Source organism: Azospirillum sp. P4_B5 (assembly GCF_056402275.1).
Genome location: NZ_JBFUHT010000084.1, coordinates 1 through 11,037, shown reverse-complemented (window position 1 = coordinate 11,037; position 11,037 = coordinate 1). Strand labels below are relative to the sequence as shown.

12 protein-coding genes are annotated in these 11,037 nt (G+C 66.0%); all 12 read right to left on the bottom strand.

All coding sequences use genetic code 11. The annotated features are described in order from the left end of the window. Positions 1 to 1,718, bottom strand: a 1,718-nt coding sequence (locus AC1DVI_RS31300) for a heavy metal translocating P-type ATPase (protein WP_476961301.1), incomplete at its 3' end; no start/stop codon positions are given. 152 nt (positions 1,719 to 1,870) lie between these two features. Beyond that, complete coding sequence (locus AC1DVI_RS31295; protein ID WP_476961300.1) at positions 1,871 to 2,329, bottom strand: c-type cytochrome; 459 nt, start codon at positions 2,327 to 2,329, stop codon at positions 1,871 to 1,873. An 18-nt stretch (positions 2,330 to 2,347) separates the two neighbouring features. After that, positions 2,348 to 3,214: a WD40/YVTN/BNR-like repeat-containing protein gene (locus AC1DVI_RS31290; protein WP_476961299.1), complete on the bottom strand. Its 867-nt coding sequence runs from the start codon at positions 3,212 to 3,214 to the stop codon at positions 2,348 to 2,350. A gap of 212 nt (positions 3,215 to 3,426) precedes the next feature. After that, positions 3,427 to 4,689: an ABC transporter ATP-binding protein gene (locus AC1DVI_RS31285; protein ID WP_476961298.1), complete on the bottom strand. Its 1,263-nt coding sequence runs from the start codon at positions 4,687 to 4,689 to the stop codon at positions 3,427 to 3,429. A gap of 81 nt (positions 4,690 to 4,770) precedes the next feature. Further along, positions 4,771 to 5,001 carry a hypothetical protein gene (locus tag AC1DVI_RS31280; RefSeq protein ID WP_476961297.1) on the bottom strand — a complete coding sequence of 77 codons (231 nt, stop codon included), beginning with the start codon at positions 4,999 to 5,001 and terminating at the stop codon, positions 4,771 to 4,773. After that, positions 4,998 to 6,116: a TolC family protein gene (locus AC1DVI_RS31275; protein WP_476961296.1), complete on the bottom strand. Its 1,119-nt coding sequence runs from the start codon at positions 6,114 to 6,116 to the stop codon at positions 4,998 to 5,000. Before AC1DVI_RS31275 ends, AC1DVI_RS31280 begins: the two co-directional genes overlap by 4 nt. Then, positions 6,109 to 6,786 (bottom strand): methyltransferase family protein, encoded by a 678-nt coding sequence (locus AC1DVI_RS31270; RefSeq protein WP_476961295.1) that lies wholly within the window; start codon positions 6,784 to 6,786, stop codon positions 6,109 to 6,111. The genes AC1DVI_RS31275 and AC1DVI_RS31270 overlap by 8 nt, the downstream gene beginning before the upstream one ends. After that, positions 6,783 to 7,049, bottom strand: coding sequence for a DUF2933 domain-containing protein (locus AC1DVI_RS31265; RefSeq protein ID WP_476961294.1), 267 nt, complete (start codon positions 7,047 to 7,049; stop codon positions 6,783 to 6,785). Before AC1DVI_RS31265 ends, AC1DVI_RS31270 begins: the two co-directional genes overlap by 4 nt. A gap of 10 nt (positions 7,050 to 7,059) precedes the next feature. Beyond that, the gene (locus AC1DVI_RS31260; RefSeq protein WP_476961293.1) at positions 7,060 to 7,809 is read right to left on the bottom strand and encodes a Spy/CpxP family protein refolding chaperone; all 750 of its coding nucleotides are present in this window, start codon (positions 7,807 to 7,809) and stop codon (positions 7,060 to 7,062) included. 157 nt (positions 7,810 to 7,966) lie between these two features. Beyond that, complete coding sequence (locus AC1DVI_RS31255) at positions 7,967 to 8,317, bottom strand: hypothetical protein (protein WP_476961292.1); 351 nt, start codon at positions 8,315 to 8,317, stop codon at positions 7,967 to 7,969. Between the two features lie 377 nt (positions 8,318 to 8,694). Next, positions 8,695 to 10,029, bottom strand: coding sequence for an ATP-binding protein (locus AC1DVI_RS31250; RefSeq protein ID WP_476961291.1), 1,335 nt, complete (start codon positions 10,027 to 10,029; stop codon positions 8,695 to 8,697). Next, positions 10,029 to 11,037, bottom strand: a 1,009-nt coding sequence (locus AC1DVI_RS31245; RefSeq protein WP_476961290.1) for a response regulator, incomplete at its 5' end; no start/stop codon positions are given. The genes AC1DVI_RS31245 and AC1DVI_RS31250, both read right to left, overlap by 1 nt.

The following is an 11,037-nucleotide window of genomic DNA, read 5'->3' as shown; positions in this document are numbered from 1 at the left end:
GCGTTGCCGAGGGACACTGTGCGCCCGCCGACCGTCCCGACGACGCCCTTGCCGGTGACGGAGCCGAAGTCGGCGACGTCCCGCAGCGGCAGGCCCCGTTCCTTGGCGGAGGCGACGATGGCGGCCGCCAGCGGGTGCTCGCTCGACCGTTCCAGGCTCGCCGCCAGCGTCAGAAGGTCCGCCTCGTCCATGCCCGGCGCCGGAACCACGGCGGTCACCTTTGGCTTGCCCTCGGTCAGGGTGCCGGTCTTGTCAACGACGAGCGTGTCGACCTTCTCGAACCGCTCCAGGGACGCAGCGTCCTTGATCAGGACGCCCGCGGTTGCCCCCTTGCCGACACCGACCATGATCGACATCGGCGTCGCCAGCCCCAGCGCGCAAGGGCAGGCGATGATGAGCACCGAGACCGCCGCGATCAGCGCGTATGAAAAGGCCGGAGACGGCCCCCAAATCATCCATGCGACGAACGCCAGGAGCGCGACGACGATGACCGCCGGGACGAAGTAGCCAGAAACGACGTCAGCCATGCGCTGGATGGGCGCCCGGCTGCGCTGGGCCTCGGCGACCATGGTCACGATGCGGGACAGCATGGTGTCGGACCCGACCTTCTCGGCGCGCATAACCAAGGCACCGGTCTGGTTCACCGTTCCGCCGATCACCTTGGAGCCGGGCTCCTTGCTGACCGGCATGGATTCGCCGGTCACCATGGACTCGTCCACGGCGCTGCGGCCCTCCAACACCTCGCCGTCGACCGGCACCCCGTCGCCGGGGCGTACCCGCAGCCGGTCGCCGACGTGAACGGCGTCGAGCGTCACCTCCTCGTCCTCGCCATCGGCACGGATGCGGCGCGCCGTCTTCGGCGCCAGGTTCAGCAGCGCGCGGATGGCGCCGCCGGTTTGCTCACGGGCGCGGAGTTCGAGCACCTGGCCCAACAGCACCAGCACGGTGATGACCGCCGCCGCCTCGTAGTAGACTGCGACGAGCCCCTCGGCGTTCCGGAACCCGGCGGGGAAGATGCCGGGCAGGAAGGTCGCGACGAGGCTGAACACGTAGGCGACACTGACGCCGAGCGCGATCAGCGAGAACATGTTCAGGCTGCGGTTCACAAACGATCGCCATCCCCGCTCCAGCAGCGGCCAGCCCGCCCACAGCACCACCGGCGTCGCCAGCAGGAACTGGAGCCACAGGGAAGCCTGGGGTGAGATCAGGGTGTGGAGCCCGAGCCCTGGGAGATGGGCACCGAGTTCCAGGAGCACGAGCGGCACGGTCAGGGCGGTGCCGATCCAGAACCGCCGGGTCATGTCGACGAGTTCCGGATTGGGCGCTTCCTCGAGGGTGGCTCCGACCGGCTCCAGGGCCATGCCGCAGATCGGGCAGTTGCCCGGGCCCTCCTGGCGGATCTCCGGGTGCATCGGGCAGGTATAGATCACGCCCTTCTGCGGCGACGCCTGGGCGGCCTTCTCGGGAGCGGCGGGCTTTGCCTCCGGCTTCAGGTACCGCTCCGGGTTGGCGACGAACTTTTCCCGGCAGCGCGCCGAGCAGAAGTGGAAGGTTTGGCCGCCGTGCCCGGCTTGGTGCCCGGTCCGCCCGGGATCGACCATCATGCCGCACACGGGGTCTTTCACCTTCGGCCGGTCGGCGGGACCGGCGTGGTGGTCATGCCCACCGTGACTGTGGTGGTCAGGATGGTGTGCGTGGCTGCGGTGCTGGTCGTTCATGTTCGCTTCTCCCTTCGCATGCCTGGCGTCGGTGCCTCCGCGTTCGTTCGAGCGTCCCGGCACCGGTGTGCGATGGCATCCATTAAACCAAGGCTCCACCTTCCAGTGGCTGGAAGGTCAAGCGCGTTGTGCAGAGCGCTCGCGCCCGCTCCTCATTTCCTCGCGCGTTCGCTCAGGGCGGCGTGGCGACGACGGATCTCCTCGGGCCAGGAGCTCTTGATGAAGGCCAGGACCGCCCAGATCTCGGCATCGCTCAGCACGCCGCCGAAAGCGGGCATGTCGCTTTCGTAGCCGGGCGGGGCGAACTCAACGACGCCTTGCTTGGTGATTTTGAAGAGGTCGGCGTCGGGGTGGTGCCACGTGTGCCCGGAGGCGTCGTGCGGCGGTGCGGGCAGACGGCCGTCCGGCTTGCGGCTTTGCCACTCCGGCTGGCCCTCGAGCCGCGCGCCGTGGCACGACGCGCACCGCTCCGCGTAGAGCGCCTTGCCCTGGGCAACCTGGGCGGCGTCGGTTGGATCGGCGCCTGCCTTGGGACCGGCGAGCAGGAAGACGCCAGCCACCGCGATCGCCGCGCCCATGGCCAAGCCAACGCCAATCTTCATCGCCTTCATACCACATCCCCCGGCACATCACGACCGGAACGGTTTCCAGGTCTTGCCGCCGTCCTGGCTGGCCAGGATGGCGCTCTTGTCGGTCACGGCGTAGAGCCGCTCCGGGTTGCCCGGATCAACCGCAAGGTGCAGCAGGATGGCATCACCGAAGCCGTTGCCGACCGGCTGCCACGCAAGGCTCGGCTCGGTCGTCTTGAGCAGGCCGGTACCGACCTGGAAGGCATAGGCGACGCCGTTCCTGGTGGTGGCGACCATGGTCGCCGGACGCTGCACGATGGAGGCGGCTTGCCACGTCTTGCCCGCGTCGCGGCTCACCAGCAATCCGGCGCGCGTGGCGCCGTACACGGTGTTGGGGTCCTTGGAGGACGCCGCCAGATCGAACATGTCGGCGGGCGGCTTGCCGGTGACCTCCCAGGTCTTGCCGCTGTCCCGGCTGACCTGGACGCTGCCGTAGTGGCCGTACAGCACCTTCGGGTCGGCCGGACTGACGTCCATGGCGTGGAAGTCCACGGGTCCGTTCACACCCGCCGAGACCTGCTTCCAGGTCTTCGCTCCATCGGTCGAGACGAGGACGCCGAGGTTCCCGCCCTTCTCCGGATGGCCGCTGGCGAAGAAGGCGTCGGGCTGCGCCGGATTCGGTGTGAACCCCATGTAGTCCCAACGGTTGTCGGATACCCGCGTGGCCGTGCCGTCGGGGTTGGTCAGCCACACGCCGTGATGCGAGGCGAGATACAGGCGCGACGGGTCCGTGGGGTCCACGGAAATCCCATGGAGGTGTGAGACCTCATTCAGCTTGATGGTTTCGGTCGCGCGGACCGGCTCCACGAGGATGAGGCCGATCAACAAGGTCGCGGCTGTCATGGCGAGTTTCTTCTTGGCGCTCATTGCGCATCTCCGTGTTGAAGGTCTTGTAGAAAAGGGACGCCCTGCGCGGTGGCGCGTGTACGCGCCGCCCAGAAGGCGGCTGAAGGGATGACGAATCACTGTGCCAGGGGCGACACTCCTGTTGCCGACGGCAGAGATGGTCAGGTACCGGCGCAACGTGGACAGCCACGAGGGCGGAGCGCCCCTGGGCATGTGGTGGTGGGAAACGGCGTTCATGTCGCATACCCCCCTGCGAACGGCGAGTGAGGGTCTCCGACGCGTCCTCTTTCGACCGTCCCATCAACTTCGTCGGCCTTGTTCTGACTCCCGAGGAAGCTCCGGATGTCCTCGTAGCGCACACGGACGTCGTCCATGGTCTGGTAGTAGCCAAGGAGCTCGCGGAGCGGCGTGGACATGTCCTTGTGAGCGACCAGGACCGCTACGAGGGCTCCGAGGGAAAGTCGTCCTTCGATCACCAAATAGCCACCAATGGTGTAAAAGAAGAACGGTGTGAGGTGTGCGATGAAGTTGTTCAAGCCTTTGATGAAGAACTTTCGCCGGTAGATCTCAAGCCGGATTGCCTGGACTCTTTTCAGAGACTTGGCAACGAGCAGCACGGGGCCAGGCCGCTTGGGATGGTGGCGGGGATCGGCATCCGCCAACGCGGCGCCGAACAAACGCAGCTCCCTCGACCGCTCGCGCGCCAAGGCGCTGACTCGGCGTTGAAGGCGCGGGATGACCGCGATCTGAATCGGAACCAACGTCAGCGCTGCGGCACCCAACACCGGATCCTGGATGATCATGAAAGCGAGGATGGTCAGGAAGGTGCCACCCTGGAGCACAGGAACCTGGAAGATATCGCCGGTGAAGCCGGCGATCGGTTCAACCTCCTGCACCAGCATCGGAATGATCAGCGAGTGGTCGCACGGCTTCTTGCCACGCGACCAGGCGCGAAACACGGCGAACCGCATCCGGCGCATCATTCCTTCAGCCAAGCGGCCCTTGAGGAGATTGATGAAATATTTCAGGCTTCCGCTTGCGAGAACCGCGGCAAGATAAAGAACGCAAAGCAGAAAAAGCAGTTCATATCGGGAAATCGAAACCCCGAGCACCACGACCGTGTCGGTCTCGGTATCCAGAGCCTTGTTGATGATCTGCTTTGGAAGCTCAAGGACGGCATAGAGAAGTGGAAGCGACGCCAGTGCAATGACCAACAAGACCACCTGTGTGCGGCGGGTGTGCTTGAGGATGTAGGCGAAGAGGTTTGGCGGGAACGGCGAACCCGGAACCGGCGGCTTCTCGGCCTTTATGCCCACGAGCCGCCGACGGACGACGCCGATCCACCATGTGGTCAGCAGAGCAAGGAACGCCAGCGGCATCGCCACCAGCACGACATGGACGACGAAGTGCATCCACCAATGCGAACTTGGGAACACGCTCGAGATGATCGAGTCGCTCAGTTGGTGGATGCGGTCTTGCAGAAGGAAAAGGTTCATTTCACACCCGGTGGTGCCCGGAGGTACGGGACGCCGGTGGGCGAAACCTGCACCACCGACGCCCGATACCCCCGTGGCCGCTCAATCAGTGGCCGCTGTGGCCCATCTCGAAGCGAGCCTGAACGGACCTCTGGCCGGGCAGACGACCGCCACGAGCTCGAGGTCGGGCGAGGACGTTTCCAGAGTGGGGGCGGCCATCGCGATGACCGGCTTCGGTTCCTCGCCACCGTGCGCGTGCCCTTCGTGAGCCAGGACGGGAATGGCGACCGGCGCGGCGACCGCGGCCGCGGCGAAAAGGCGTCGGATGGTCATGGCAGAACTCCAAGGGACTGGTTCAGGCGGGCCCGGGCGGCGCCGACCCGGACTTCGGCGGTGGCACGGGCGAGGTCGGCCTCGAAGGCCGCTTCCGGCGCGCGCACGTACTCGACCAAGCTGATCTCGCCGCCTCTCCTGGCGCGCTCGACGTTTGAGAGGCGGGCCCGGAGGGTCGCCGCGCGGTCACGGGCGATCGCCAAGAGCTCGGTCGCGGCCTGGTGAGCCAGCCGGGCTTGCTGGATGTCGGATTCGACCGTGCGGGCCACGCTGGCCTGCTCGGCTTCGGCGCGAACGACCTCGCTCATCGCCTCGGCACGCTTGGGCGCGTTCACCGCCTCGACGGCGAGCGGGATGCGGACGGAAACGCCGAACACGGTGTCGTAGCGTTCCTCGCGGCTGTCGCGCTCGCGACAGGCCATCAGCCCGACCTCCGGGTTGTCGCGGGTCGTCAGATCCACCAGCTTCCTCTGAGCCTGAGTCGAGCGGACGCCCAGCTGCCCCGCCAGCATGGACGGGTGCCGCTCAAGGGGAGGCTGGCCGATGTCCGGTTCCGGTGACGCCTTTGGTGGCGCCATGCCGGTCAGCGTTCGGAACACTTGGCGGGCCTCGTTCAAGGCCAACTCCTCGTCACGGAGATCCACGGCGACGGCGAGCGCCTCGGCGCGGGCCAGCTGATGATCGGCCTCCGCGATTCCCCCGGCCCGGGCGGTGCGGACCTCCCCTGCAACGGCCAGTTGGCGGGCGGCGATCTCCGCGTCGGTACGCGCCAACAGCGCGTCGGCGGCGCGCACGGTTGCCGTTCCCTGACCGGGCAGCCAGAGCGGAACCCCCAATTCCGCCTTATACTCGCGCCGTCCGATGTTGCGGTTCAGGTAGCCGGTGGTGTGCCGCAGCGTGACCGCCGGGGTGGCCGGGACCAGCGACTCCCCGGCCCCCTGCTGCGCGGTGGCCACGGCCCGCCGCGCCTCCAGGCTCCTGACCTCGGGATTAAGCTTCCAGGCGCCCACGACCGCGTCCCGAAGCGTCTGCGCTCCGGCCGGGAGCGCCAGCAGGCACACGGCGACGGTCGTTGCCGCCGCTTGCTTCATGGGCTTCCAACCAGAATCACGCACCGAACGACCCTCCCACTCTGGGGTGGTTCGGCCCGCGGGAGGAAAGACGCGGAAGCCAACCCGGAGTGACCGCGGCGTAACGCTCGTACTCGGCGCCGAACACCCGGAGGGCTTCCCGCTCCTCGGACCGGGCCAGACGGACGTACATCAGGACCAGAAGCGGGAACATCGCCAGCGTCAGGATGGTCGGCCACTGGAGCAGAAAGCCGAACAGTATGCCGATGAAGGCGATGTACTGCGGGTGCCGGACATGGGCGTACACGCCCGTCGTGGCGAGCCGGTCTTGCTTCTGCGCCGCGTGAAGCACTTTCCAGGCCGCCGAGAGCAGGACGAAGCCCGCAAGGATCAGGACGTTGCTGAGGATGTGCAGCACGTTGAAGTGCGGATTGCCCTCCAGGCCGAGGACGGTCGACCAGAGGTGCCCGGCGTCGTGGGACAGGATGTCGAGCCCCGGGTAGCGGGTCTGGAGCCAGCCCGAGAGCAGGTAGATGGTCAGCGGAAAGCCGTACATCTCGGTGAACAGAGCCACGATGAAGGCGCTGAACGCCCCGAAGGACCGCCAGTCCCGCGGTGACTGCGGCTTGCCGAAGCTGAAGGCGAAGATGATGAAGATGGCGGAGTTGAGGGCGACCAGCATCCACAGGCCATAGGCCGAGGCTTCGTGCGTCATGGCGAGCCTCCCTGGTTCGACCGGTCGTTGCCGCTCCCGCCGTGGCCGCCATGCCCGTGGCCGCCGTGCATGAACAGGTGCATCAACGGGCACAGGAGCAGGACGAGAAGCGGAAGAGCGTCGAGCACATGGTCGACGTGGAAGAGCGACAGGTACACGGCCGCCAGGGCGGTCGCGCCGAGTCCGGCCAAGCCGGTCCAGGTCCGGTACCAGGGCGTGCGCGCCTGCGACTCGGGAGCGTGATGGGGGTCGTGGTGCGTCATGGCCGCCTCCTCACATCATGCCCATGGGGCCGGGGAGCTGCCGGTCCGCGAGCGCCTTCTGCTCGTCGGTCAGCACGGCGTAGAGCGGCTTGGCGGCGGACTCCAGCGCCTTCAGGGCGTCGAGCCGGGTGGCGAGCGCCGTCTGCTGGAAAGCGAGCCGGGCGGGCCAGGAGGAGGGCATGCCGCTCATGGCCATCCGCTCGTGCATGGCCCGATGGGCCTTGGCGTTCGCCCGTAGCGTGTCGGCGAAGGCGTTCCACTGCGGAGCCTGGGCGTCGGTGATCTTGAGTTCGGCCTTCAGGAACGCGATGCGGCCCTCGACGTGCTCGAAGGGCAAGCCCATTCCGCCCTGCTGGCCCATCATCATCTGTCGCATCATGGACATCATGCTGGGCCCCATCATCCCGGCTTGGCCGTCCTGCTGGCCCGACATGCCGCCCATCATCGAGCACATCTGGCCCATGTTCATCATCATGCCGGGCTGGCCACCCTGCGCCTGGGAGCCGGGTTGGACGATGATGCCGCTGCCCATGCCCTGACCCATCATCGGCGCGTTGCCGGGCGCGCCGGGCTTCGCGCCCGGGGTCGGCTGCGTGGGAGCCGGGGTCGGGGCCGGAGCGGGCTGGGCCTGCGTCGTGGCCGCGGCACCGTCCGGATGATGGGCGTCGTGGTCCTGGTCTGTGGTGGTCTGGGCCTGGGCTACCGACATCATGGCGGTCAGCGCGAGAACCGGGAGCATCTTGCGGGTGAGAGACGACATGGCGTCCTCCATCTGAACATCTGGTTCGAGCCATCCCGGACGGACTCCACGCGGGAGCGCCGGGGACGCAAAAGCCAAGCGCACGAGGGCCGGGACCGGCGTCCTTCACCGAGCCGAGGCTCAGGTCGGGCGCGGGCGGACTCGTGGCGTCAGATGGTCAGAGCGGGGGGCGGAAAGCCGGGTCGATGCCGATGCCGTCCGGCGTGGCCAGGGCAGGCAGACGCAGGGACGTGTTCAGGTGCGGGATGAACGCCTCGACCTCCACCGCGGGGAGGCCGCCGTGCATCGTGACGCACTGAGCGACACTACAGCAGGCCCCTCCGTCGAGCAGGCCAAAGTCCCCACACGGAGCTTCCTTGTGCTCGTGATCCGCGGCGTCTGCAATGGCATCGCCATAGGCGTCGACCAGAACGTGCTCGTGAGGAGCCTGGGACGCATGGTGAGGCCCCAGGTTGGCATGGCTCGGCGCAGCATAGACGAGCAGCATCGCCAGCATCAGCAGGCTCACCCACCCATTCCTTAGCGCCGATCGCGCTCCGCCCCACATTGCAACCGCCTTCGTCCTTTGCGGAAAGTCAGAACGGGAAGCCAACTTCTCCGCTCCGTCCTCCGTCAATCACCCTAAGCCGACCACGCGGCTTATTCAACAACAAGGTACTGCATGACGAGGTGGGATAGCATGGGGCGGAAGGAGGATGGGTCGGAATGTCGCGTGTGGACCGAACCTGACGACGCACTGTCCGATGCCGGTCGTGCAACAGGCAGCGGCGGCATACGGCGAGCTGGACTGCTTCGAACCTTCCGCTGTGAAAGTTGATTCAATCAGTTTCGGGTGAAGCCGGAAGAAGCATCTAGCCAACAGTCGGCTGCCCTTGGAAACATGTCTCAACCGGAGGCGCGCGGAAGTGAAACCGTCAAGCGAAGGCCTCCTTCCGGTCGGTTGGAGAGCGCGATGGATCCGCCGTGGGCGCGAATGGTTGTACGGGCGGTGGTCAATCCGAGCCCGAAGCCTCCGGTCTCGCGGTTCCGGGACCGCTCCATCCGATAGAAGGGCTGGAACACCTTCTCGCACTCCGCCTCGGGAATTCCCGGTCCCTCATCAAAAATATCCACAACGATTCGTTCCGCGTCGGTGAAAAGGACAACTTGTGCCCGGTGGCCATATTTGATGGCGTTATCGACCAAGTTTCGAAAGGCGCGACGCAGCGCCATAGGCTGGGCACACAAGAGTGCGTGCGGATCGCCCGAGAATTCCACATCGCGTCCCGCATCGGTCAATGTGTCGCACATCGTGGACAAGGTGGCCGTCAAATCGATCATCTTGCTTTCTTCCTGCACGCCCTCGTCGCGCAAAAACACCAGCGTGGCGTTGATCATCTCCTCCATCTCGGCGATGTCCGCCAGCATCTTGTCATGCTGTTCTTCGTCCTCTACGAATTCGGCGCGCAGGCGCAGCACGGTGAGCGGAGTACGTAGATCGTGGGACAGTGCCGCGAACATCTGTGTGCGGTCGGACAACAGACGCTTGATACGTGCCTGCATCTCATTGAAGGCGTGCGCGGCTTGCCGCACCTCGGTCGGGCCTTGCTCCGGCAATGGCGGAGCGGTCACGTCGACGCCGAGGCGCTCGGCCGCGCGGACCATGGTCCGCAACGGCGCCGTCGCCGACCGGATCAGCAGAATTGACAGGGCAAAGACCGCCAGAGCCATCAGCCCCGTCGAAATGAGGAGGTTGGTCGGCGTGTGCATCGCTGGATCGCCGAGCGAGGACCGCAGATTGAGCCATTCGCCGCCCGGCAACGGAGCCGAGATCAGCACCATATTGCCGGTCGTTTCCGGATGGTCAGGATCGTCGGCCAAGGCGAGCCGAAGCGATTGCCCCTGCAGGTCGGGGGCAATCTCCAACAACCGGGCCCGTATTGCGATGAGTTGTGGATGCCCCGGCTCCCGCTCCTCGACCACGGCGGAGCGCGCCCATCGTACATCGAGCGCTCGCCGCGATAAGAGAGCGGCTGTCCGCTCGCGCTCGCCTTCCGGCGCCTGGAGGATCGCCGAGCGCGCGGCGATGAAGCGTTCCACCGTTTCCTGTTCGACGGACCGGTCCGATTGCACCAGCAAATCGATCCCGTAGGCCCCCATGCTGACGAGATGGGATAATGTCAATCCGGCCACCATCACCGCGATGGTGCGGGCCGCCATGCTGTCGGGAATCAGGCGCATCACGCTCGTTCCACGGCAACCGTGAAGACATAGCCGACTCCCCGTACTGTCTTGATCATGCTCTGGTCCGGGTCGCTCTCGATCTTGCGGCGCAGCCGGCTGACTTGGACATCGATGGCTCGATCGAACGCCGATGCAGCCCGGCTGCGCGTAATGTCCAACAGACGGTCACGAGACAGTGTCTGGTTGGGATTTTCTACGAAAGCGACCAGCAGGTCATACTCACCGCCGGTCAGGTCGACCAACGCACCTTCGGGCGAACGCAGTTCGCGACGGATGAGGTCAATCGTCCATCCGGCAAAACGCATGATGCGACCGCCGCTGTTCGGCCGGTCGGAGTGCTCGGCAGCGGCTCCGGTCCGGCGAAGCACGGCCTTGATGCGGGCCAGCAGTTCGCGGGGGCTGAAGGGCTTCGCCAAATAGTCGTCCGCACCCATCTCGAGCCCGACGACGCGGTCGGTTTCCTCGCCCATCGCCGTCAGCATGATAACCGGAATCGTGGATTCCGCGCGCAGATCCCGGCAGAGCTTCAGCCCATCGTCACCCGGAAGCATAAGGTCGAGCACGATCAGGTCAACCGACCCGTTTCGCAGGCATTCCCGCATCTCGTAGCCGTCGCGGGCGGTGGAGACCTTCAGATCGTGCTTGCGCAGAAAGCGACTTAGCAGATCGCGAATCTCCGGATTATCATCAACGACGAGGATATGAAGCATGATGAAACGAGTAGTGTAGGAGAGGTTTCCGCAGGAGCGGGGGCCATGATGATGGCGCCGACCGAGGGGCGCGTAAACCCTGATTTGTTTCCTTTCTTCGCACCACGTACGGGAAGCCGCCGATGATCGCATGCGCTGCTTGGCGCTCTGCAACACTTCGTTACACTTCATGCCCATCTTCGAAACACGGCGGGGCGTAGAACGGAGGCATGGCGCAACGGACGAGGCCATTGAAGAGGACGGGCATCCCGCCCGACCGCCGCCACGGCCCGGCGCCGCATTCCAGGAGAAAGCA